This is a genomic window from Agromyces intestinalis, from assembly GCF_008365295.1.
In the GTDB taxonomy this organism is placed as follows: Bacteria; Actinomycetota; Actinomycetes; order Actinomycetales; family Microbacteriaceae; genus Agromyces; species Agromyces intestinalis.
In genome coordinates this window covers 1,984,843-2,006,713 of the sequence record NZ_CP043505.1, presented here as the reverse complement: position 1 = coordinate 2,006,713, position 21,871 = coordinate 1,984,843, and the positions used below count along the sequence as shown (strand labels likewise).

General features: G+C 71.2%; 19 protein-coding genes. 6 read left to right on the top strand and 13 right to left on the bottom strand.

The features are described from left to right. Entirely contained in the window at positions 1 to 384 is a 384-nt protein-coding gene (locus tag FLP10_RS09185) for a phage holin family protein (RefSeq protein WP_149160594.1), read from the top strand. A gap of 23 nt (positions 385 to 407) precedes the next feature. On the opposite strand, the gene FLP10_RS09180 is transcribed toward FLP10_RS09185, so the two are convergent. From FLP10_RS09180 to FLP10_RS09170, 3 genes are all read right to left on the bottom strand, one after another. Beyond that, positions 408 to 1,874, bottom strand: a complete 1,467-nt coding sequence (locus FLP10_RS09180; protein ID WP_149160593.1) for a WXG100 family type VII secretion target — start codon at positions 1,872 to 1,874, stop codon at positions 408 to 410. Beyond that, positions 1,871 to 2,209 (bottom strand): hypothetical protein, encoded by a 339-nt coding sequence (locus tag FLP10_RS09175; protein WP_149160592.1) that lies wholly within the window; start codon positions 2,207 to 2,209, stop codon positions 1,871 to 1,873. Before FLP10_RS09175 ends, FLP10_RS09180 begins: the two co-directional genes overlap by 4 nt. A 91-nt stretch (positions 2,210 to 2,300) precedes the next feature. Beyond that, the gene (locus FLP10_RS09170) at positions 2,301 to 3,278 is read right to left on the bottom strand and encodes an aminoglycoside phosphotransferase family protein (protein ID WP_149160591.1); all 978 of its coding nucleotides are present in this window, start codon (positions 3,276 to 3,278) and stop codon (positions 2,301 to 2,303) included. Positions 3,279 to 3,354: 76 nt separating this feature from the next. Here FLP10_RS09170 and FLP10_RS09165 point away from each other — a divergent pair, with 76 nt between their 5' ends. Together FLP10_RS09165 and purB are read left to right on the top strand one after the other, a co-directional pair. Then, positions 3,355 to 3,882, top strand: coding sequence for a low molecular weight protein-tyrosine-phosphatase (locus tag FLP10_RS09165; protein WP_149160590.1), 528 nt, complete (start codon positions 3,355 to 3,357; stop codon positions 3,880 to 3,882). Beyond that, on the top strand, positions 3,879 to 5,270 hold the full coding sequence (gene purB / locus FLP10_RS09160; protein WP_149160589.1) for an adenylosuccinate lyase: 1,392 nt from the start codon (positions 3,879 to 3,881) through the stop codon (positions 5,268 to 5,270). Before FLP10_RS09165 ends, purB begins: the two co-directional genes overlap by 4 nt. A gap of 84 nt (positions 5,271 to 5,354) precedes the next feature. Here the strand turns inward: purB and FLP10_RS09155 are convergent, their stop codons facing one another. The 7 genes from FLP10_RS09155 to FLP10_RS09125 all read right to left on the bottom strand — a co-directional run bounded on the left by FLP10_RS09155 (position 5,355) and on the right by FLP10_RS09125 (position 13,243). Next, positions 5,355 to 5,630, bottom strand: a complete 276-nt coding sequence (locus FLP10_RS09155; protein WP_149160588.1) for an ABC transporter ATP-binding protein — start codon at positions 5,628 to 5,630, stop codon at positions 5,355 to 5,357. Continuing rightward, positions 5,627 to 6,250: a DUF308 domain-containing protein gene (locus FLP10_RS09150; protein WP_149160587.1), complete on the bottom strand. Its 624-nt coding sequence runs from the start codon at positions 6,248 to 6,250 to the stop codon at positions 5,627 to 5,629. The genes FLP10_RS09155 and FLP10_RS09150 overlap by 4 nt, the downstream gene beginning before the upstream one ends. 214 nt (positions 6,251 to 6,464) lie before the next feature. Continuing rightward, a complete protein-coding gene (locus FLP10_RS09145; protein WP_149160586.1) occupies positions 6,465 to 7,826 on the bottom strand; it encodes an NtaA/DmoA family FMN-dependent monooxygenase in 1,362 nt (453 codons plus the stop codon). Then, a complete protein-coding gene (locus FLP10_RS09140; protein ID WP_149160585.1) occupies positions 7,823 to 9,640 on the bottom strand; it encodes a dipeptide ABC transporter ATP-binding protein in 1,818 nt (605 codons plus the stop codon). Before FLP10_RS09140 ends, FLP10_RS09145 begins: the two co-directional genes overlap by 4 nt. Beyond that, positions 9,637 to 10,515 carry an ABC transporter permease gene (locus tag FLP10_RS09135; RefSeq protein WP_149160584.1) on the bottom strand — a complete coding sequence of 293 codons (879 nt, stop codon included), beginning with the start codon at positions 10,513 to 10,515 and terminating at the stop codon, positions 9,637 to 9,639. The genes FLP10_RS09140 and FLP10_RS09135 overlap by 4 nt, the downstream gene beginning before the upstream one ends. Beyond that, on the bottom strand, positions 10,512 to 11,552 hold the full coding sequence (locus tag FLP10_RS09130; RefSeq protein ID WP_149160583.1) for an ABC transporter permease: 1,041 nt from the start codon (positions 11,550 to 11,552) through the stop codon (positions 10,512 to 10,514). The genes FLP10_RS09135 and FLP10_RS09130 overlap by 4 nt, the downstream gene beginning before the upstream one ends. Further along, positions 11,549 to 13,243 carry an ABC transporter substrate-binding protein gene (locus tag FLP10_RS09125; RefSeq protein WP_149160582.1) on the bottom strand — a complete coding sequence of 565 codons (1,695 nt, stop codon included), beginning with the start codon at positions 13,241 to 13,243 and terminating at the stop codon, positions 11,549 to 11,551. Before FLP10_RS09125 ends, FLP10_RS09130 begins: the two co-directional genes overlap by 4 nt. A gap of 221 nt (positions 13,244 to 13,464) precedes the next feature. Here FLP10_RS09125 and FLP10_RS09120 point away from each other — a divergent pair, with 221 nt between their 5' ends. From FLP10_RS09120 to FLP10_RS09110, 3 genes are read left to right on the top strand one after another with little or no spacing between them, the layout of a single operon-like run. Next, the gene (locus FLP10_RS09120) at positions 13,465 to 14,901 is read left to right on the top strand and encodes a GntR family transcriptional regulator (RefSeq protein ID WP_149160581.1); all 1,437 of its coding nucleotides are present in this window, start codon (positions 13,465 to 13,467) and stop codon (positions 14,899 to 14,901) included. Next, positions 14,898 to 16,913, top strand: coding sequence for an ABC transporter ATP-binding protein (locus FLP10_RS09115; protein ID WP_168209149.1), 2,016 nt, complete (start codon positions 14,898 to 14,900; stop codon positions 16,911 to 16,913). The genes FLP10_RS09120 and FLP10_RS09115 overlap by 4 nt, the downstream gene beginning before the upstream one ends. Further along, positions 16,910 to 18,709: an ABC transporter ATP-binding protein gene (locus FLP10_RS09110; protein ID WP_149160580.1), complete on the top strand. Its 1,800-nt coding sequence runs from the start codon at positions 16,910 to 16,912 to the stop codon at positions 18,707 to 18,709. The genes FLP10_RS09115 and FLP10_RS09110 overlap by 4 nt, the downstream gene beginning before the upstream one ends. A gap of 141 nt (positions 18,710 to 18,850) precedes the next feature. Here the strand turns inward: FLP10_RS09110 and FLP10_RS09105 are convergent, their stop codons facing one another. Genes FLP10_RS09105 through FLP10_RS09095 form a run of 3 tightly spaced genes read right to left on the bottom strand, consistent with a single transcriptional unit; the run spans position 18,851 to position 21,719 of the window. Next, positions 18,851 to 20,224, bottom strand: coding sequence for an NAD(P)(+) transhydrogenase (Re/Si-specific) subunit beta (locus FLP10_RS09105; RefSeq protein ID WP_149160579.1), 1,374 nt, complete (start codon positions 20,222 to 20,224; stop codon positions 18,851 to 18,853). Further along, the gene (locus tag FLP10_RS09100) at positions 20,221 to 20,544 is read right to left on the bottom strand and encodes an NAD(P) transhydrogenase subunit alpha part 2 (protein ID WP_149160578.1); all 324 of its coding nucleotides are present in this window, start codon (positions 20,542 to 20,544) and stop codon (positions 20,221 to 20,223) included. Before FLP10_RS09100 ends, FLP10_RS09105 begins: the two co-directional genes overlap by 4 nt. Further along, positions 20,544 to 21,719, bottom strand: a complete 1,176-nt coding sequence (locus FLP10_RS09095) for a Re/Si-specific NAD(P)(+) transhydrogenase subunit alpha (protein WP_149160577.1) — start codon at positions 21,717 to 21,719, stop codon at positions 20,544 to 20,546. The genes FLP10_RS09100 and FLP10_RS09095 overlap by 1 nt, the downstream gene beginning before the upstream one ends. Positions 21,720 to 21,871 lie beyond the last annotated feature (152 nt).

Here is a 21,871-nt window from a genome sequence, read left to right as displayed (position 1 = left end):
ATGCGGTTCCTCTTGAAGGTCATCGTCTCGGCGTTCGCACTGTGGTTGACGACGCTCATCGTCGCCGGCGTGAAGGTGGTTCCCTACGAGGACACCGAGATCGCCACGATCCTCACCTACCTGCTCGTCGCGCTCATCTTCGGACTCGTGAACGCCATCGTCGGCACCGCGATCCGTATCGTGGCGTTCCCGCTCTACGTCATCACGTTGGGGCTGGTCTCGTTCCTGGTGAACGGGCTGCTGCTGCTCATCGTGGCGTGGTTCAGCGACCTGATGGGCTTCGGGCTCACGGTCGAGAGCTTCTGGTGGGGCGTGCTCGGCGCACTCGTGCTCGGGCTCATCAGCTGGCTCATCGGGTTGGTCGTGCGCCCCGGGCGCGACTGACGCCGGCACGCGACCGACGCCGTTCACTCGTCACGCGACGCGACCCACTCGGTGCGCACGCCCCGCGCGCCGCCGGTGAACTCCTGCACGAGCTGCTCGAACTCCTGCACTTTCGGATCGTCGAGGCCATCGACGCGGGCTGCCGTCGCCTGGTAGAGCTTGAGATCGTGCGCCGCGGCCGGCCGATCGAACTCCGTCTCGTCGAACACGCCCCTGGCCGACACCCGGATGCGATCGTCGGCGGCGGTGCCGCCGCCCACGGTCGGCACGAGGTCGTCCGAGTGCGCCACCTCGAGGAAGGGCGTCGCGCCGACGTCGACCTGCGACACCGGAGCGCCGAGTGACACCCCCGCGACGGTGTGCCACTCGGGGTCTTCGACGAGCCCGGCGGCGGTGATGCCGCCGGCCGAGAATCCGATCGGCAGCACCGGGTCGGCCGGGTCGGCGCCGGCGGCGAGCAGGGCGTCGCGCACCGCGCGACTCGCCGCGGCCGAATCCACGGGGATCAGCGCGGAAGGATCGAACCGCGACGATTCGGCGACCGACGCCAGGTCGTTCGTGCCGTCGAGCGCCTGTTCGCCGGGATCGATCGTGAAGTCGACCGTGCCGCCGATGTAGACGATCCATCGCGGCCGGCCGTCGACCTCGTACCGTTCGACGGCGATCTGCGGATCGCCCACCTCATCAGGCGACGGGACGCGCCGGGCGAGCTCGCCGACCCCGGCAGGCGGCGGCGTCGGCCGGCCGGCGACTGCCGACGCGCGACCGGCGGGCGGCAGAGCCGACTGCGGCGTCGGCGCCTGCCGCACCGTCACCGGGCCCTCGCGGAGGTACGACGAGCCCAGCAACCCGGCGAGCGCGGCCGCGTCGAGCAGGGCCCGCGCGTTCTCTGGCGCACCGCGCTTCGCACCGACCATGAGCGCGATCGGCAACGGAACGCCGCGCAGGCCGGCGAAGAACTCATCGACCGAGCCGCCGGCCGAGTGCAACGCGCGCAGCACCATCGGGTCGCGCAGCACGCGCGCGAACGCCGCGTCCGCCCCGCGCCGATCGAACGTGCGCCACCCGGCGAAGAGGTGCCTGCCGATGATCGCGCCGGGCAGCCACAGCGGCCACGCGAGGCCGGCGGTGTAGGCGGCCACCCGCGCGCCGAGATCCCCCATCGCGCTGATGCGCGCCTCGGTATCGCCGTAGCGCGCGGCCGCCTCGGTGAGCGACGTGCGAAGGTCGGCGAGCTCGGCGAGCAGGCGGTCGAGGCCGTCGCGGGCGTGCGCGAGGGGGATGCCGAACGAGTCGGTGCCGTATTCGGTCGCGTCGCGGATGCCCGAGGCCTCGAGCCCGAGCATCGTCACCCGCAACCGCTCGCGCCAGTCGTCGATTCGGTACGCGGCCGCCCCGAGCACGCTCGCCTCGGCGGCGATCGCCTCGGTCGCGACCCGGGCGGCGCCGCCAACGCCGCTCGAGGACACCATCAGGTCGTCGTCGCTCACCACCCGGCTCCGGGCCCGGCCGCCTCGCCGAGCGCCGCGTCGGCCGCCTCCGACCGTGCCTCGAGGCGGCGGACCCGATCTCGCAGCGCCTGTTCGGCTGCCTCGGCCTGGATCACGACGGCCGCGAATGCGGCGCGAAGCGCGTCGAGTCGCTCGGCGTATCGGTCGGCGGCCGACGACGCCCACCCCACCGGCGCCCCCACGGGCAGCACCGTGGGCCTGGCGCCGCTGAGTTCGTCGACGAGCGCCTGGAGGCGCCGAAGGCTCGCGCGCCCGGCCTCGAGCTGCTCGCGCGCGACGGCGCGTCCGCTGATCAGGTCGATGATGTCGGTCATCCCGCGATCGTCGCGCCGATTCGACACGGCGAGGCGCGGCAGAGCCCCGATGTGGACGTGGTCGGCGCGACGCCCAGGTGGGGAGGAGTGCTCAGCCCGCCTCGGCGACCACCTCGGCGAGCGCGTGCGCGCCGATGCCTCCGATCCTGCCGTCGACGCCGACCGCCGTCACGATCGCGAGCCCCAGCGCCACGGCCCAGCCGCGCGCGCGGCGCCAATCCGCGGCGTCCGTCTCGCGTCGCGCCTCGACCGCGGCGTGGAACCGTGCCCGCCCGGCCGCATCGAAGGTGAGCCACGCGGTCGCGAGGTCGCCGGCCGGGTCGCCCGAGGTCAGGTCGCCGAAGTCGAGCACGGCGGCGAGCGCTCCGGATGTCTCGAGCAGCAGGTTCGCCGGATGCGGATCGCCGTGCACCCACACCCGCGGCCCCGCCCAGACCGGCGCAGCGAGCGCGTCGGCGCGCACCGCGTCGAGCACGGTTGCGGCGGCGGCATCGATGAGGCCACCGGCCACGGCCGCTGCCAGCCGCTCGCGTGTGATCGCGTCGCGCTCGGCGAGCGGCACGCCTCGGAAGGGATTCGCCGGCGCGTCGGTCGGCACGGGTGCATCGGGATCGCCGAGCGCCACGAGGAAGGCGGCGAGACCGTCGGCGGCACCGATCCGCCCGGCGGGTGCGACGGATGCCGCGTCGACCCCGTCGAACCACGGCACGATGCTCCACGGGTATGGGTAGCCGAGCCCCGGCCGCCCTTCACGCGTCGGCGCGGGCACCGGCACCGGCAGCCGTGGGGCGAGCTCGGGCAGCCAGCGCTGCTCGCCGGCGACGAGCCGGGCGCCGAGCTCTCGTCGCGGCATCCGCACCGCCAGCCGCTCGCCCAGCCGGAAGACCGCGTTGTCCCACCCGCTCGCCGCCTCCCGCACCTCGCCCATCAGGTCGGGATGCTGCGCCGCGACGAGCGCGGCGACGAGCGGCGCGTCCAGTGCGACATCCGCCGGGGGAGCGTCGGCCGCACGGCGCGCCGGCGAGGCATCCGTCGCAGGCGACCGCCGCGAGGCATCCGAACCCGACATCCCCGCCCTCCGAACCCGGCCGCGCCCCCGAAAATCGCTGCTGCGCGGGCGCGCGATGTCCACCAGAATAGGGCGCATGACGCGAGCGGAACCCGCGGGGGCCGACGCAGCGCCGTTTCGGATCAGTTTCGTGTGCACCGGCAACATCTGCCGCTCGCCGATGGCCGAGGTCGTGCTGCGCTCCCTCGCCGAACGCGCGGGGCTCGACGGCGCGCTCGCGATCGAGTCCGCCGCGACCGGCGACTGGCATGTCGGCGAGCAGGCCGACCAGCGCACCATCGACGCACTCGACCGCGCGGGCTATGACGGCTCGAAGCACCGGGCGCGGCAGTTCGACCCGACGAACTTCGGCGAGCTCGACCTCGTGGTCGCGTTCGACCGCGGGCAGGCGCGCATCCTGCGCAACTGGGCGACGAACGCGACCGATCAGCACAAGGTGCGCCTGCTGCTCGAGTTCGAGCCCGAACTGGCGCCGCTGCAGGACGTGCCCGACCCCTATTACTCGGACGCGGAGACCTTCGATCGAGTTCTTGGGATGATAGAGCGGTCGACCACGGCGCTCTTCCGGCAACTCGCGCCGGCTCTCAGACAAGGAATCCGATGACTTCGCTGCCTCCCCAGCCGCTCAGCCCGCTCGATGGACGCTACCGCGCGGCGGTCGGATCGCTGGGCGAGCATCTCTCCGAGGCCGGGCTCAACCGTGCGCGCATCCACGTAGAGGTCGAGTGGCTGATCGCCCAGACCGACCGCGGATTCTTCGGCACGCAGCCGCTCACGCCCTCGCAGAAGGACGCGCTGCGCGCGGTCGTCACCGACTTCGGCCAGGCCGACATCGACGAGCTCGCCGCGCTCGAGGCGACGACCCGGCACGACGTGAAGGCCGTCGAGTACTACGTGCGGCGGCGGCTCGAGCTGCTCGGCCTCGACTCGATCGCCGAGCTCACCCACTTCGCCTGCACGAGCGAAGACATCAACAACCTCTCCTACGCCATCACCGTGCGCGATGCGGTGCAGCAGATCTGGCTGCCGAAGCTCGGTCTCGTGATCGCGCGACTGACCGAGCTCGCCGAGGAGCACCGGGATGCCTCGATGCTCTCGCGCACGCACGGCCAGCCCGCGACGCCCACCACGATGGGCAAAGAGCTCGCGGTGTTCGCGCACCGGCTGCAGCGCATCGCCCGGCAGGTCGAGCAGACCGAGTACCTGGGCAAGTTCTCGGGCGCAACCGGCACGTTCTCGGCGCACGTCGTCGCGGTGCCGGATGTCTCGTGGCCCGACGTGTCGCGCGAGTTCGTCGAGTCGCTCGGGCTCACCTGGAACCCGCTCACCACGCAGATCGAATCGCACGACTGGCAGGCCGAGCTCTACGCTCGCGTCTCGCACGCGAACCGGGTCCTCCACAACCTGGCGACCGACATCTGGACCTACATCTCGCTCGGGTACTTCCGGCAGATCCCGGCCGCCGGCGCGACCGGCTCGTCGACGATGCCGCACAAGGTCAACCCGATCCGGTTCGAGAACGCCGAGGCGAACCTCGAGCTGTCGAGCGCCGTGCTCGACTCGCTCGCCGCGACCCTCGTCACCTCGCGCCTCCAGCGCGACCTCACCGACTCGTCGGCGCAGCGCAACATCGGCGTCGGGTTCGGGCACTCGCTGCTCGCGCTCGACAACCTGCTGCGCGGACTCGGCGAGATCGACCTCGATCGGGCGCTGCTGCTCGACGACCTCGACCACAACTGGGAGGTGCTGGGCGAGGCGATCCAGACCGTCATCCGCGGCGAGGTCGTCGCGGGCCAGTCGACGATCAGCGACCCGTACGCGCTGCTCAAGGAGCTCACGCGCGGCAAGCGGGTCGGTGCGGCCGAGCTGGCGGAGTTCGTCTCATCGCTCGAGATCGGGGATGCCGCGAAGCAGCGCCTGCTCGCGCTCACGCCCGCGTCGTACGTGGGCCTCGCCGACGAACTCGTCGACCGGCTGGCGCCGCACGACTGAGGTCGATTTGCGCGTATGGGCCTGGTCTGGCCGAGCCTCAGTCGCTCAGATCGACCTCAGTCGCGAGCGAGGCAGTGCGGCGGGCTAGTGCAGGCCCGGGCGGTCTTCGGTGTGCTCGTCGGGGCCGTCGCCCTCGAGTTCGGCACGCTCGGACGCGTCGGGCTTGATCGCCATCTGCAGCAGCGCGAGCACGACCAGCACGACGATGAACACGCCGCCGGTGCCGATGAGCGCGGTGATCCAGTCGTGCGTGCCGGCCAGCACGATCACGCCGACGAAGATCGCCGCGATCGCGGCGCCGCCGACGTACTCGGCGGGGCGCAGCACATCGCGCTTGTTCGGCTTGTAGGGATCGGTCACGACTGCTCCGTTTCGGGTGCGGATGCCTCGGATGCCGCGGCCGGGCTCGCCGGCGAGGCATCCGAGGCCGGGCGGTTCGCCGCCCACTTGAGCGAGAAGCCGCCGATGAGCAGTGCCACGCCGATGATCACGAAGTAGACGCCGAGGAATCCGACGGCGGTGACCGCGTCGGGCGGCAGCAGCAGGAAGAGCACCGCGAGCAGCGCGGTGAAGGCGCCGACCGTCGTCCAATCGCGTGCTTCGGGCGCCCGACCGCGGCCACGCACGCCGAGGTAGAGTTCGGCGAATCCGGTGACGGCGGCCCAGACGCTGACCAGGTACAGCAGTACGGGCAGGCTCGACCCCAGGCTGAGCGCGAGGATGCCGGCGACCACGGTGACCACCGCGGTCACGGTTGAGACGCCCCGAACGACCCGATCGGGCTGGAGCCGCAGGGTGAGCGCGCCGACGACGGCGCCGGCGACGACGGCCCACCAGCCGAACACGCCCAGGCCGAGCGCGGGGGAGTGGTCTTGATTGAACGTGATCACCACGGCGGGCACGAGAGCGAGGATGCCTCGCACGACGGGGACGACCCAGGAGCCGGCCGTGCTCGGCGCAGCGTCGTGGACCTCGGCCACCGGGACCTCTTTCACGTCAGGAGGGATACCGACCCATCCTACGCGCGGGCTCGCTGGGAGGCGGCTGCGTCACGACCAGGCCGGCCGGTCCGTCGTCGAGTCGCGGGCGTGCGCCGAGCGTAGGAGTCGGCGGCCGACACGCCGGAGGCCGCGCCGCCCCGTCGGCGTGTCGCCGCGCGAGTCCTACGAGATGCACCGGCGACGTGGCATCCGATCAGCTCGCGAGCGCTCGCGACCCGGCCCGCTCGCGCTCGTCGGCCTCGATCAGGTCGTGATGCGGCAGCCCGAGGTGATCGCGCAGCGTCGTGCCCTCGTACTCGTGCCGGAACAGTCCGCGACGGCGCAGTTCGGGCACGACGTGGTCGACGAAGATCTCGGCACCCGACGGGAACGCGTCGGGCATGATGTTGAACCCGTCTCCGGCACCCGCCCGGAACCACTGCTCGAGCGTGTCGGCGATCTGCTCGGGCGTGCCGACCGCGAGCCGGTGCCCGCTGCGGATGCGCTTCACGAGCTGACGCGGGGTCAGGTTCTCACGCCGCGCCAGGCTGAGCTGCGCCTCGAGGAAGCCGTGGCTGGTGCGGAACGAGTCATCGGGCTTCGGGAACTTCTCCCACGGCAGCGGCGCGTCGAGGTCGAGCTCCCGCACGTCGACGCCGAGCCGCCCCGAGATCTGCGCGTACTCCTGTTCGAACGACAGGTGGGAGTCGAGCTCGTCCCAGCGTCGCTGCGCCTCCTCTTCGGTGGAACCGATCACGGTCGAGAGACCGGGCAGGATGCGCACATGGTTCGGATTGCGGCCGAAGGCCGCGGCGCGGGCTCGGATGTCACGGGCGAACGCGATGCCGTCCTCCAGCGTCGTCTGCGCCGTGAAGATCGCGTCGGCCCACCTCGCGCCGAGGTTCTTGCCGCCCTCGGATGCGCCGGCCTGCACGATCACCGGTCGGCCCTGCGGAGTGCGGGGCAGGGTTCCCGCGCCCTCGACCGAGAAGAACTCGCCCGTGTGGCCGATCGGCTGCACGGCGTCGGGGCGGCGATCGATGAGCCCGTCGGGTCCGAGCCGAGTCGCGTCGGGCGCCCAGCTGCCCCACGCCTTCGTCACGACGTCGATGAACTCGTCGGCGCGACGGTAGCGATCGGAGTGGAACGCGGCGCCGTCCTGCCCGAAGTTGCGGGCCGCGGCATCGCCCGCGGTGGTGACCGCGTTCCAGCCCGCCCGCCCGCGACTGATGTGGTCGAGCGAAGCGATCCGGCGGGCCAGGTTGTAGGGATGGTTGTACGACGTCGACGCGGTCGCGATCACCCCGATGCGCTCGGTCGCGGCCGCCACCGCGGTCAGCAGCACGATCGGATCGAGCTTGCCGCCGCCTGCTCGCCCACCCTGATACGCCGGACCGTCGGCGAGGAAGATGCCGTCGAGCGCGCCGCGCTCGGAGATCTTCGCGATGTTCACGAAGTAGTCGACATCGGTGGTCGCCGTCGGCGGCACCTCGTGGAGATGGGCTGCGGCGGCGTGCCCGCCGAGGCCGAGGACGTTCATCCCGAGGCTCATGCGGCGAGGTCGGTCTGCGGTCATCGTGGTGCGCCTTCCGTGGTGGTGGAGCTGGTGCGTCGGGCAGATGCAATGCTCGGAATCGCGTCGAGCAGGGCACGGGTGTACTGATGCGATGGACGGTGGAATACGGCGTCGGCCTCACCCGATTCGACGACGCGGCCGTCCTTCATGACGAGCACGCGGTCGGCGACGTGATGCACGACACCGAGGTCGTGCGAGATGAAGAGGTAAGCGACGCCGTACTCGCGCTGGATGTCCTCGAACAGGTCGAGGATCTGCGCCTGCACCGAGACATCCAGCGCGGAGACCGGCTCGTCGGCGACGATCACGTCCGGATCGACCGCGAGGGCGCGCGCGATCGCGACGCGTTGGCGCTGGCCGCCCGAGAGGTCGAGCGGCCGGCGTTCGAGGGTCGCGTGCTCGAGCCGCACCAGATCGAGCAGTTCGCGCTCCCGGGCGGTGCGCGCACCGCCTCGGATGCCGGCGACGCCGAGCGCTTCGTCGAGCACCTTGCGCACCGTGTAGCGCGGATCGAACGATCCGAGCGGGTCCTGCGACACCACCTGGATGCGTCGGCGGATCCTCGAGCGCTCAGCGCCGCCGAGATCCTGCCAACGCCGACCCGCGACGCGAACCTCTCCCTCGGTGGCGGTCTCGACGCCCAGCGCGATCCGCGCCACCGTGGTCTTCCCCGAACCGGACTCGCCGACGATCCCCAGCGTCTCGGCTCGTCCGAGTACGAAGGACACGTCGTCGACGACGGTGCGATCGATGCCGTCCGGTCCGCGGAATCGCTTCACCAGCCCGGATGCCTCGATCAGCGGGCCGCCGTCCGGCACCGAGTCGATCGCAGGCGATGGCGCCGTGGCATCCGCTTCGACCCGCCGCGCCGCCGACCGCCCGCGCGAGACGCCCGCGGGAGGTGAGTCGGGCGAGAGGCGCGAACCTCTCGAAGCGGCGGAAGGAATCGCAGCGAGCAGTCGCTTCGTGTACTCGTGCTGCGGATCGTGAAGCACGGCCTCGGTCGTGCCGGCCTCGACGATCTCGCCGTCGCGCATGACGGCGATGCGGTCGGCGATGCTCGCGACGACCGCGAGATCGTGGCTCACGAGCAGCATCGCGCCGTCATCCGACTTGAGACGTCCGAGCAGGCGCAGAATCTGCGCGGCCACAGTCGCGTCGAGCGCGGTCGTCGGCTCGTCGGCGATGAGCACCTTCGGGGACGCGGCGATCGCCGAGGCGATCAACGCTCGCTGGCGAAGGCCCCCCGACAGTTCGTACGGATGCTGCCGTGCGCGCAGTTCGGGCTCGGGGACTCCGACCTCGGTGAGCAACTCCACGACCCGTTGTGCGCGCTCTTTGCGCGTCAACCGGGTGTGCAGCTCGAGCGTCTCGCCGATCTCCCTGCCGACGGGTCGCAATCCGTCGAGCGACGCCAGCGCGTCCTGCAGTACGAAGCCGATGCGCGAACCGCGGATGCCTCGCCAGCTCCGTTCCGAGAACTGACGGGCATCGACACCGTCGATCGCCAGCCGATCGGCGTGCACACGCGAACGCTCGCCGGCCAGGCCGACCAAGGACCGCGACGTGACCGACTTGCCCGAGCCCGACTCGCCGACGAGGGCGAGGCATTCACCTGGCGACACCTCGAGCGAGATTCCGCGTACGACACGGCGCCAGCCGTGGTCGTGGTGGTGGAAGGCCACCTCGAGACCCGACACCTCGATCACCGGTGTGGGCGGCCCGCCGCCGGCCGACGAGCCCTCACGGCTCTCACGTGCCGCGCCCGAGCCACCCGCACCCGGGGCCGGCCGTTCCAAGACCTCGATCGTCATCCGAGGCCCCTCCCTTCGAGTCGCTGCTTAAGTTCCCGCCCGATCACGCCGACCGCGAGCACGGTGAGCGTCACCGCGAGCGAAGGCCAGAACACGAGGAGCGGGTCGTTGACGAGGAAGTTGCGAGCCGAGGCGATCATCGCGCCCCATTCGGCCTCCGGCGGCTGCGCCCCCAGGCCGAGGAAGCTCAGGCCGGCCCCCGCACCGATCGCACCGCCGATGCGCAGCGCGATCACCGGAATGAGCGGGCGGAAGGCGTTCGGGAACACGTGCCGCACGGCGATGAGCCCGCTGCCGATGCCGAGCGTGCGCGCGGCCTCGATGTATGGTGCGACGCGCACCTGATGCGACTGCGCCCGGATGATCCGGGCGTAGCTCGGGATGCTCGCGATGCCGACGGCGATGAGCGCGTTCATCGTGCCTCCGCCCGCGAGGGTGATCACGATCATCGCGAGCAGGATGTCCGGCACTGCGACCAGGCAGTCGACGAGACGCATGACGCTCGCGTCGGCCCAGCGCGGCCCGAGGCCGGCGAGGAGGCCGAGCAGGCTGCCGCCCACGACTCCGATGATCGTCGCCCCGAAGCCGATCGCGAGCGAGGCCGCCGCACCGTGGACGATGCGGCTGAACACATCCCGTCCGGCGTCGTCGGTGCCGAACCAGTGGTCGACGCTCGGCGGCGCGAGGATCGCCCGAAGGTCGACTTCGAGCGGGTCATAGGGAGCGAAGATGGTGGGGAAGAGCGCGGCCGAGATGATCAGAGCGAGGAACGCCGCCGAAGCGACGATGCTCGTACGCAACCAGAGCGGGCGCCGACGCGCTCGCGCGGGGGCCGCGACCGTCGCGTCGAGGACGGATGTCGTTGCCGCGCTCATGCCGTCGCCAGCCTCGGGTCGATGACGGAGTACAGCACGTCGACGACGAGATTCACGACGACGAAGACGAGCGCCGCGAACAGGACGACGCCCAGCACGAGCGGCAAGTCCTGGTTCTGTACGGCGGCGAGCGCGAGCCGGCCGATGCCCTGACGGCTGAACACCGTCTCGACCAGCACCGCCCCGCCGAGCAGGTTCGCGATCACGAAGCCCGTCATCGTCGCGATGGGCACGAGCGAGTGGCGCAGCGCGTGACGGATCTTGACTGCGGTGGCGCTCAGCCCGCGGGTGCGAGCGGTGAGGATGAAGGGCTGCTCGAGCACCTCGTCGAGTTCGGTGCGCATCACCTGGGCGAGCGTCGCAGCGATCGGCAGCGCGAGCGTGAGGACGGGAAGCACCAGCCGTTCGATGCCGTCGGTCCCTGAGGACGGGAAGATGGGGATCAGTGCGGCGAACAGGAAGAGCAGCAGGATGCCGAGCACGAAACCCGGAATGCTCGCGAGGAGGATGCCGGTGCCGGAGGCGAACCCGGTGAGCACCCGCCCGCGCTTCGCGGTCGCGAGGGCGACGACGATCGCGAGCACGACTGACACGCCCGCGGCGGTGAAGGCCAGCACCACGGTCGGCCCGAGTTGGATGCCGATCGCGTCGGCCACCGGCATCCGCTGCTGGTAGGACGTGCCGAGGTCGCCCGAGAGCAGACGGCCGAAGTACCGGGCGTACTGCTCCCAGATCGGACGGTCGAACCCCCACTCGGCACGCACCTGCGCCAGCACCTCGGGCGTGGGGTTCGCCTCGCTGCCTCCGAGCAGCATGATCGCCGGGTCTCCCTTCGGCACGTGGAGTGCGAGGAAGGTCAGCGTCGCGGCGCCCCAGAGCACGAGGATGCCGCTCAGGACGCGTCGCCCGACGGTCAGGCCGAGCGCGCGGACCGTGCGGGTCACGCGTCCCCGCGCGATGCCTGCGGTCCACGACCGCGTCGGCGACTCGGGGGCGGCGGACACTTCCGCCGCCCCGTCGACAGTCGTCTCGGTCATGGTTCGAGCCACGCGATCGTGAAGAGGGGCACACCGTGCGACGAGTCGGCGAGCACGCCATGGAGGTTGTCGTGCACGGCCCACGGCGTATAGAAGTCGTACAGCGGGATCGCCGGAGCGAGTTCGGCGAGCCTCGCCTGTGCCTTGCCGTAGAGCTCGGCGAGCTCCTCGGTGTCGGTCGTCTGGCGCGCGTCGAGGAGGATTCCGTCGAGCTCAGCGTCGGTCAGTCGGGAAGTGTTCTGCCCGATGCGCTCAGGTGAGGTGATCTCGCCGGATGCGTACACGATGTAGAGGGCGTCGGGGGTGTTCGTGTGCCACACACCCGTGCCGATGTCGTAGTCGCCGTTTCGGCGGCGCTCCTGCGCCTCGGCGCTCGGCAACTGGATGAGCTTCAGTTCGACACCCAGCTTCTTCAGTTCGGACTGGATGAGGTCGTTGAGCGAGCCAGGCGTGGCGGTCTCGGTGACGGGGAATTCGGCCGTGAGCCGCTGACCGTCCTTCGTTCGATACCCGTCGGCGTCGATCGTGCTCCAGCCCGCCTCGTCGAGCAGTTCGCCCGCGCGGTCGGGGTCGTACTCCCACGCCTCTTCGGCAGCGGGGTCGTAGTACTGCGTCGTCGGCGAGAGGAACGCGTGGCGCGGCTCGTACTCACCGAACCCGACGGCCTCCGCAATGCCCTCGGAGTCGATGCCGAGCGCGAGCGCCTGCCGGACCTTCAGGTCGTCGAAGGGCGGGCGTGAGGTGTTGAGCGTGATGCGCTGCGGGTTCCCGATGCGCGAGATGTTGTGGTATTCGATGGACGAATCCGCCTCGATCGCCGCGGCGTTCTGCGGGGCGATGTTGTCGGTCGCGTCGAACTCACCGCTGACAAGCGAGCTGTACCGGACAGCGGGCTCGGTGATGAAGCTGATCTCGATGCGATCGAGGTAGGCGGGACCGTCATGGTTCAGATAGTCGGCCGACCAGTCGTAGTCGGCGCGCTTGGCGAACGTGACGCCCTCGCCCGGCGTGTACTTCTCGACGACGTACGGGCCGCTGCCGATCGGCTGCAGGCACGTCTGCTCGGGGTGCTCGGCGAGCTGTTTCGGCGAGATGAGACCGAGCCACCCTTGCGCGAGCACGTAGAGGAACGGGCTGTACGCGTAGTCGAGCTTCACTTCGAGCGTCTCGTCGTCGATCACACGAGTGGAGGCGATCGGGTCGATGTACGCGGCAGCCAGCGGGGACTTGGTCTCGGGAGCGGCCATGTGATCGAAGTTCGAAACCACTGCTGCCGCGTCGAACGGCGTCCCGTCGCTGAAGGTCACGTCGTCGCGCAGGTGGAAGGTGTACGTGCGTCCGTCCTCGGAGATGTCCCACGATTCCGCGAGCCACGGCGACGGGTTGCCGTCGGCGTCGAGGCTGACGAGGTTGTCGTAGATGATGCGGCCGAGGAGTTGCAGCTGCGCGGTCGAGACCTGGTGGCCGTCGAGGCACACCGGGTCGGATGACGTCGAGAGGCGCAGCGTGCCGCCGGCGACGGCGTTCGGGTCGTCCTCGGCGGGCGGGCGAGCGAGGTCGGTCTGCGAATCCGCGGTCGGCACCTCGTCCTGAGCGGGGCCGGCGCAACCGGCGAGCATCGCGGCGGCACCGACGAGGGCGACGCCGGCGAGGACGAGGCGGGCCCGCGGATGCTTCGATCGGAGGGTCATGGTCTGCTTTCGGTTCTGGACCGCTCGGTGAGCGGTTGCTGTCGGTCGATGGCGGGGAATGCATCCGCCGTGACCGCAATGCTCCTCAGCAGACAAAACGGTCGTCAATCCGGGCCGGCGAATATGTTCTCCAATGTCTGCACATGACCTCGGATTACATTGCGGTTATGTTCGGATATGCTCGTCTCTAGTCTGAACATTCGTATGGGAAGGAGGAACCGATGGAGATCGCTACCGAGGGAACGCTCACGGCGCTCGACTTGGCGGAGCGGATCGGCGGCACCCGGTCCGAGGACATCCGCCGCACCATCGCCGACCTCATCACCTCGGGCGCCCTGCCGCCAGGCACCCGCCTGCCCACGATTCGCGATGTCGCCGCGGCGCTCGATACCAGCGTGGGCTCGGTCGCCGACGCGTGGACGGAGCTCAGGCGGCTCGGTCTGCTCGACACTCGGCGCCGGGGCGGCACGACGGTGTCGTCGCGCAGCGCTGAGACCCCCGGCACCGCCGGACTCGCCCTGGGCGATACGGGAGTCGGCCGCTCGAGCGATCCCGACGTCGCCGGGGCCTTCCTCCGACGCGACCGCATCGACCTCGGCCGTGCAAGCGCCGATCCCGCCTTCCTCCCCGACCCCACCGCGTTTCTCGTCGCCGCGATCGACACCACCGACGACTCCGGCAGCGACCTGATCACACCGGCCCTCCGCACGGCAGTCGTCCCGGGGCTCTCCTTCACCCCCCAGGCCGTGGCAGCCGCGCCAGGCATGCACGCCGCGATGCACCTGGCCTACACCGCTCTCCTCCGACCCGGCGATGTCGTCGCCGTCGAGGATCCGACGTGCGTGCGGAACCTCGCCCTGCTCCGCGCCGCGGGCGCGCGGGTGGTCCCCATCGCCTCCGACGCGGATGGTCCGCTGCCCGAATCGGTCGCGGCGGCTCTCGAGCAGGGCCTGACGATGCTGGCGTTCCAGCCGGTCGCCGCGGTTCCGCTCGGCGCTTCGCTCACCAGGCGTCGACGCGACGAACTCGCGGAGCTCATCGCGAATGCTCCGGCGCCGCCGTGGATCCTCGAGGAAGATCCTGCCGGGCCGCTCGGCGGCCGGCACCCCGGCGGTGGCACGACCAGGGGGGAGAGCCTCGGCGCAGTGCTGCCCGACCGAGTGCTCAGGGTCGTGCACCTCGCGCGCGCGTTCGGTCCGTTGCTGCAGACCGCGGTCCTCGCGGGCGGGAGCACCGCCGTTCACGCCGTCGCCGAGGTGCAGCGGCTCGAAGGCGCACGGCCGAATCCACTCCTGCAGGACGCCCTCGCCGCGCTCATGCGGGACGCGTCGGCCGACGCCCTGATCACCGCCGCTGCCGAGACGTACGCCCGCCGTAACCGCGCCCTGCTCGACGCGCTCGCAGCACGGGGCATCTCCGCGCAGGGGGCGGGCGGGTTCTTCGCCTGGGTGCCGGTGGCCGACGAGCGCGATGCGTTGCTGCGGTTGGCCGAGCACGGCGTCTCGGCCAGCCCGGGCTCGCGGAGCACCTTCGGCGACCTGGCCCCGCACATCCGGGTCGCCACGACCAGGCTTCCCGACGACCCGCAACGCATCGCCGAGCTCGCCGATGCGGTCGCCGCTGCGGCCGCGCACACCCTCGCCACGGAGGACGAATGACCGGTACCGCCGAGAGCTCGTTCAGCCGATCGCTGCTGCGCCTCTATCCTCTTTCGCGCGAGGTCGTGCCCCGGCTCGCGCTCGGCTTGACCACGGCGGTGCTGGCGAGCGCGGTCGCGCTCGCGATCCCGCAGGTGCTGCAGTGGATCGTGAACGGTCCGCTCTTCGCCGACTCCGACCCGGTCGCCCTGTGGTGGGGCGTCGGAATCGTGCTCGCGCTCGGCATCGCCGAGGCGGCGCTGCTCACCGCGCGCCGCCAGCTCGTGCTCGCCCCGGGCACGAAGCTCGAGGCGAAGCTGCGCGTGCGCCTCTACGCCCACCTCACCGAGTTGCCGGTCGCGTTCCACGACGAGTGGGGCAGCGGGCAGTTGCTGTCGAGGTCGATGAGCGACATCCGCCGGTTCCGCCGCTGGATCAGCTTCGGCATGATCATGATCTGCGTGAACGCGATCACGATCGCGATCGGCACGGCGCTCATGTTCGCCTCGAGCTGGCTGCTCGGCGTGATCTACGCGGCGGCCGCGCTGCCGGTGCTCGTCATGAGCTTCCGGTTCCGCCGCCGGTACCGCATCGCCTCGCGCCTCGCCCAGGATCAGGCGGGCGACCTCGCCACGGTCGTCGAGGAGTCGGTCCGCGGCATCCGCGTTCTGAAGGCCTTCGGGCGCGGGCGCGACGCGCTCGACTCGTTCGCCGCCCGCGCCGACGAGCTGCGCGAGACCGAGCTCTCGAAGTCGCGCTCGCTGTCGACCGTCTCGATGCTGCTCACCCTGCTGCCCGAGGCGGCTCTCGCGGTCGCGCTCGTCGTGGGCGCGTTCCTGGTCGCCGACGGCGACCTCACGGTGGGCGCGCTGGTCGCGTTCTTCGCGACCGCGGCCCTCGTCAACGGCCCGCTCGGCCGGCTGGGCGAGCAGTTCGCGATGTCGATGGACGCCAAGGCCGCGATCGATCGGTACTTCGAAGTGCTCGACGTACCGAACACGATCCTCGACCCCGCCGAGGGCGAACGGCAGCGCTTGGATGCCTCGATCGGCATGGATCCTTCAGACAGCACGGATGCTTCGAACAGCGCGGATGTCTCGGATGTCTCGGATGTCTCGACGGCTCGTTCGGGCCGTGTGGAGCGAGGCGTCCGGCTCGAGTTCGCCGAGGTGCGCTTCCGGTATCCCGACGCACCGCCCGAGGCAGCCGACCTGCTCGACGGTGTCGACCTCGTCGTCGAGCCGGGGGAGACCCTCGCGCTCGTCGCGCTCACCGGCGGCGGCAAGAGCACGCTCGCCCAGCTCGTACCGCGGCTGTACGACGTCACCGGGGGCGCGGTGCGGGTCGGCGGCATCGACGTGCGCGACCTCGACCGGCGGACGCTTCGCACGCACGTGTCGATGGCCTTCGAAGAGCCGGTGCTGTTCTCGGCATCGGTGCGCGAGAACGTGCTGCTCGGCGTGCCCGACGCGGGCGACGACGTGCTGCGGCAAGCGCTCGACGTCGCCGGCGCCGACTTCGTGCACTCGCTTCCCGGCGGCGTCGACGCGATGATCGGCGAAGAGGGCCTCAGCCTGTCGGGCGGCCAGCGCCAGCGCATCGCGCTCGCCCGCGCCATCGCCCCCGCGCCGCGGGTGCTCATCCTCGACGACCCGCTCTCGGCGCTCGACGTGCGCACCGAGGCGCTGGTCACCGAACGCCTGCGGGCCTCGCTGCGCGGCACCACGACGCTGGTCGTCGCGCACCGCCCGTCGACCGTCGCCCTCGCCGACCGGGTGGCGCTGCTGCACGAGGGCCGCATCGTCGCGGTCGGCACCCATGCCGAACTGCTCGCGACGCACGAGCTGTACCGCTCGGTGCTCGCCAGGCAGGCACGCCCGGTGCGCGAATCCGGAGCGGGTCCGATCCCTGCCGACGGTGCCGCGCGTGCGCGGCGCACCGCGACGGCGAAGCCGGCGGACGCGTCCGCGAAGCCGGCGGGCGCGTCCGCGAAACCGACAGGCGCCACGGCGATCGCGAGGGCACGACGATGAGCGGCGTCGCATTCGAAGACGACATCCAGCTCGAGCGCGAGCGCGCCCGCTTCGTGCGGCGGCGTTCGCTGCGCCTGCTCGGTTCGCTGCTGCGCCCGATGCGGTGGCGGTTCGCGCTCATGCTGCTGCTCGTGGCATCCGCCCAGGGTGCGAAGGCGCTCGGGCCGCTGCTCGTGGCATCCGCCCTCGATGCCGGGCTGCCCGCCCTGATCAGCGGCGACCCGACGCGGATCCTGTTCGACGGCGGCGCCTACCTGACCGCGGCCGTCGCGGGCGGGGTCCTCACGCTGTGGTTCATCCGCTTGAACGCGCGGATCTCGCAGGCCGCGCTGTTCGACCTGCGCAAGCGGGTGTTCCTGCACACGCAGCGGCTCAGCCTCGAATTCCACGAGACGTATACGTCGGGGCGCATCATCGCGCGGCAGACGTCCGACCTCGACGCGGTACGCGAAGTGCTCGACTCGGGCGTGAACCAGCTGCTGTCGGGATTCCTGTACATGGCGTTCATCGCCGGGCTCCTGTTCGTGCTCGACCCGTGGAGCGGGCTCGTGCTGCTCGCCGCGGCGGTACCCGTGTGGTTCCTGACGAGGTGGTTCCAGCAGCGATCGCAGCTGCACTACCGCTCGACGCGCGTCGCGTCGGCGAACCTCATCGTGCAGTTCGTCGAGACCATGGCCGGGCACCGCGCGGTGCAGGCGTTCCACCGCGAGCGCCGCAACCTCGACGAGCACACCCGGCTCGCCGACGAGTACCGCGTCGCCGACCAGCGCGCGGTCGGGCTCATCGGCGTCTACAACCCGGGCCTGGTGCTCATCGGCAACGTGACCGTCGCCGCACTGCTGGCCGTCGACGGATACCGGGTGTTCTCGGGCACGCTCGCGGTCGGTGCGCTCGTGGCCGCGGTGCTCTACGCGAAGCGGTTCTTCACGCCCGTGCAGGACATGGCGCAGTTCTACAATTCGCTGCAGTCGTCGGTCGCCGCGCTCGAGAAGATCTCGGGCCTGCTCGAAGAGCAGCCGAGCATCCGCCCGCCGCGCCAGCCGGTGCCGCTGCCGCGCGCGGCCGGCCGGATCGAGTTCGACGACGTGCGCTTCGGCTACACGCCCGAACGAGACATCCTGCCGCACCTCGACCTGGTGATCCCCGCCGGGCAGACCGTCGCGCTCGTCGGCTCGACCGGAGCGGGCAAGTCGACCCTCGCCAAGCTCGTCGCCCGGTTCTACGACGTGACCGAGGGTGCCGTGCGCCTCGACGGCGTCGACGTGCGCGAGGTGGCGTTCGCCGACCTGCGCCGCGCCGTCGTCATGGTGACCCAGGAGGCGTTCCTGTTCAGCGGCTCGATCGCCGAGAACATCGCCGTCGGCCGACCCGAGGCGACCCCCGACGAGATCCGCGCCGCGGCACGCGCGGTCGGCGCCGACCGGTTCATCGAACTGCTGCCCGACGGGTACGACACCGACGTGAACAAGCGCGGTGGGCGGCTCTCGGCGGGTCAGCGTCAGCTCGTGTCGTTCGCGCGCGCGTTCCTCGCCGACCCGGCCGTGCTGATCCTCGACGAGGCCACGAGCTCGCTCGACCTGCCGAGCGAGGCCCTCGTGCAGCGAGGGCTCGCTCGCCTGCTCGACGGACGCACGGCGATCATCATCGCCCACCGGCTCTCGACGGTCGAGATCGCCGACCGCGTGCTCGTGCTCGGCGGGGGAAGGCTGCTCGAAGACGGCTCGCCGGCCGAGCTCATCGCCGAGGGCGGCGAGTTCGCCGAACTGCACGCCGAGTGGGAGTCGACGACGGTGTGAGACAGACCCGCTCCGCTGGTCGAGGCGCGCGGGCGGGCAGCGACGGTGCGTCGAGGTCCACGCGACCCAGCGGATCTCACGGGGTCTCGATACGCGTGCTCCTTCGTCGCTCGCCACTCGCCCAGCGGATGGGTGCGGTCGCTACAGCCCCTTCACCGCGGTGAGCACCTTCGCGAGCGACTCCTTCGCGTCGCCGAACAGCAGCGTGGTCTGCGGTTCGTACAGCAGGTCGTTCTCGATGCCGGCGAAGCCGGGGCGCATCGAGCGCTTGAGGAACACCACCTGCTTCGCGTCGGCCGCCTCGAGGATCGGCATGCCGTAGATCGGCGACCCGGGGGTCGACTTCGCGGCGGGGTTCACGACGTCGTTCGCGCCGACGACCAGCGCGACATCCGCCTGTTTGAACTCGCTGTTGACCTCGCCCATCTCCTTCAGCGCCTCGTAGGGCACGTCGGCTTCGGCGAGCAGCACGTTCATATGCCCGGGCATGCGGCCGGCGACCGGGTGGATCGCGAACGACACCTCGGTGCCGCGCGCCTCGAGCGCCTGTCGCAGCTCGGCGACGGTGTGCTGACCCTGTGCGACCGCGAGCCCGTACCCCGGCACGATGATGACCTTCTGCGCGTAGCCCAGCAGCACCGCGACGTCCTCGGCGTTCGACGAGCGCACCGGGCGGTCGCTCTCGGTCGTCGATCCGGCGGTCGACCCGCCCTTGAAGGCCCCGAACAGGATGCCCGCGACGCTGCGGCCCATCGCGTGGGCCATCGCGCGGGTGAGGATGGTTCCGGATGCTCCGACCAGCGTTCCCGCGATGATGAGCAGCACGTTGCCGAGCACGAACCCCGATGCGGCGACCGCGAGGCCGGTGAACGCGTTCAGCAGTGAGATGACGATGGGCACGTCGGCGCCGCCGACCGGCAGCACGAGCAGCACGCCGACCACCGCGCCGAGGGCGAGCACGACGACGGCCGCCCACACGGGCGCCGCGACGACGACCCAGGCACCCGCCGTGATCGCCGCGACGATCACGAGCCCCATCACGACGGGCAGCCCCGGGAAGAGGATGGCGCGCGCCGACATGATCCCCTGCAGCTTCAGGAACGTGATGATCGACCCGGCGAACGAGATCGCGCCGATCACCAGGGTGAGCACGACCGCGAGGCGGATCCACCAGTCGCCCGCGTGGCCGAGTTCGAGCAGCGCGACGATCGCCGCCGCACCGCCGCCGACGCCGTTCAGCAGGGCGACGAGCTGCGGCATCTGCGTCATCTGCACACGACGTGCGACGGGCCAGGCGATCGCCGTGCCGACGGCGATCGCGGCCAGGATCCAGGGGATGTTCTCGAGCCGGCTCGACAGGAACACCGTGACGACGGCGACGAGCGCACCGAATGCGCCGATCAGGTTTCCGCGTCGCGCCGTCTTCGGTGAGGAGAGACCTTTCAGGGCGAGGATGAAGCAGATCGCGGCGACGAGGTAGAGCAGCGCGCTCCAGGTCGGGTCGAGCACGCTCACTCGGCGGCTCCCTTCGGGGTCGTGGGCTTCGAGGCATCCGCCGCTCTGCGTCCCTTGAACATCTCGAGCATGCGGTCGGTGACGACGAAGCCGCCGACCAGGTTGGCGGTGGCGAGCACGACGGCGAGCAGCGCGAGGGCGAGCACCCACGGGTCGGATGCCTGGCCGGCCACGATGATCGCGCCGACGAGCACGATGCCGTGGATCGCGTTGGTGCCGCTCATGAGCGGGGTGTGCAGGGTGCTCGATACCTTCGAGACGACCTCGAAGCCGACGAAGATCGCCAGCACGGTGATGGTGGCGAGGGCGATGGCGTCCATCAGGCGATCCCTTCCGTGGGGCGGGCTGCGACGGATGCCTCGGCGAGCGCCTGCGCGGTCGGCTGGTGCCGCACCTCGCCGTCATGCGTGAGGCAGGCGCCGGCGACGACCTCGTCGTCGAAGTCGGGCGCGATGACGCCGTCGTGGGTGAGCAGTTCGATGAGGTTCGACACGTTCTTCGCGTAGAGCTTGGATGCATCGTGCGGCATGCGCGACGCGGCATCTTTCATGCCGACGATCGTGACGTGACCGTGGCCGCCCGCGACGGGCACCGGGACATCCGACCCGGCGACCGCGCCCTCGACGTTGCCGCCGGTCTCGGCCGCGAGGTCGACGATGACCGAGCCGGGCTTCATGGCGGCCACCATTTCGGCCGTGACCAGTCGTGGGGCGGCGCGGCCCGGGATCGCGGCCGTCGTGATGAGCACGTCGGCCTCGGCCACGTGCGGGGCGAGCAGGCGCCGTTGCAGCTCGGCGCGATCCTCGCCGAGTTCCTTCGCGTAGCCCCCCGCGGCGTCGGCCGCAGCCAGGTCGAGGTCGATGAACGTGCCGCCCATCGAGCGCACCTCGTCGGCCGACGCCGCGCGCACGTCGTTCGCCGACACGCGAGCCCCGAGCCGCTTCGCGGTGCCGATCGCCTGGAGGCCGGCGACGCCGGCACCGAGCACGAGCACCTTCGCGGGCGGGATGGTGCCCGCGGCGGTCATGAACAGCGGAAAGAACCGCGGCAGCCGCATCGCCGCCTCGAGCACGCAGCGGTAGCCGCTGATCAGCGATTGGCTGGTCAGCGCGTCCATCGACTGCGCTCGCGAGATCCGCGGCACGAGTTCGAGGGCGAACGACGTCGTGGATGCCTCGGCGAGCGCGTGCACCGTCGCGAGCTCGCTCGCCGGCGAGCCGAGACCGACCGTCACGGCACCGGCCCGCAGCTTCGCCGGCGTCTCGGGGTCGAGCGGTCGCACGTGCGCGAGCACATCGAGCTCGCCGAGGTCGAGCGTGTCGACGAGCGTCGCCCCCGCGTCGACGTACCCGCCGTCGGGGAACCCCGCGGCATCCCCGGCCCCGCGCTCGACGATCACCTCCAGCCCGATGCCGCGCAACTGCCGCACCGACTCGGGTGTGGCGGCCACCCGTAGCTCGCCCTCGCGTCGCTCTCTGGCGATGCCGACCTTCACGTGTACTCCTCACGACTCCGCGGCGCGCGGGATCGTCGACGGAGTCGAAGATGCCCCGCGCTGCTGCATCTCTGGGACGAGCGTAGGCACCCGGGTGCGGGATTGGCCACGGTTCCGGTGTTTCCGTGGCGAAAGTTCGGCGATTCCTTCAC

Coding starts and splice junctions, on each gene's coding strand:
- FLP10_RS09185 (WP_149160594.1), top strand. CDS start 1: ATGCGGTTCCTCTTGAAGGTCATCGTCTCGGCGTTCGCACTGTGGTTG.
- purB (WP_149160589.1), top strand. CDS start 3,879: ATGACTTCGCTGCCTCCCCAGCCGCTCAGCCCGCTCGATGGACGCTAC.
- FLP10_RS09120 (WP_149160581.1), top strand. CDS start 13,465: ATGGAGATCGCTACCGAGGGAACGCTCACGGCGCTCGACTTGGCGGAG.
- FLP10_RS09170 (WP_149160591.1), bottom strand. CDS start 3,278: ATGTCGGGTTCGGATGCCTCGCGGCGGTCGCCTGCGACGGATGCCTCG.
- FLP10_RS09175 (WP_149160592.1), bottom strand. CDS start 2,209: ATGACCGACATCATCGACCTGATCAGCGGACGCGCCGTCGCGCGCGAG.
- FLP10_RS09140 (WP_149160585.1), bottom strand. CDS start 9,640: ATGACGATCGAGGTCTTGGAACGGCCGGCCCCGGGTGCGGGTGGCTCG.
- FLP10_RS09125 (WP_149160582.1), bottom strand. CDS start 13,243: ATGACCCTCCGATCGAAGCATCCGCGGGCCCGCCTCGTCCTCGCCGGC.
- FLP10_RS09110 (WP_149160580.1), top strand. CDS start 16,910: ATGAGCGGCGTCGCATTCGAAGACGACATCCAGCTCGAGCGCGAGCGC.
- FLP10_RS09130 (WP_149160583.1), bottom strand. CDS start 11,552: ATGACCGAGACGACTGTCGACGGGGCGGCGGAAGTGTCCGCCGCCCCC.
- FLP10_RS09115 (WP_168209149.1), top strand. CDS start 14,898: ATGACCGGTACCGCCGAGAGCTCGTTCAGCCGATCGCTGCTGCGCCTC.
- FLP10_RS09135 (WP_149160584.1), bottom strand. CDS start 10,515: ATGAGCGCGGCAACGACATCCGTCCTCGACGCGACGGTCGCGGCCCCC.
- FLP10_RS09145 (WP_149160586.1), bottom strand. CDS start 7,826: ATGACCGCAGACCGACCTCGCCGCATGAGCCTCGGGATGAACGTCCTC.
- FLP10_RS09165 (WP_149160590.1), top strand. CDS start 3,355: ATGACGCGAGCGGAACCCGCGGGGGCCGACGCAGCGCCGTTTCGGATC.
- FLP10_RS09100 (WP_149160578.1), bottom strand. CDS start 20,544: ATGGACGCCATCGCCCTCGCCACCATCACCGTGCTGGCGATCTTCGTC.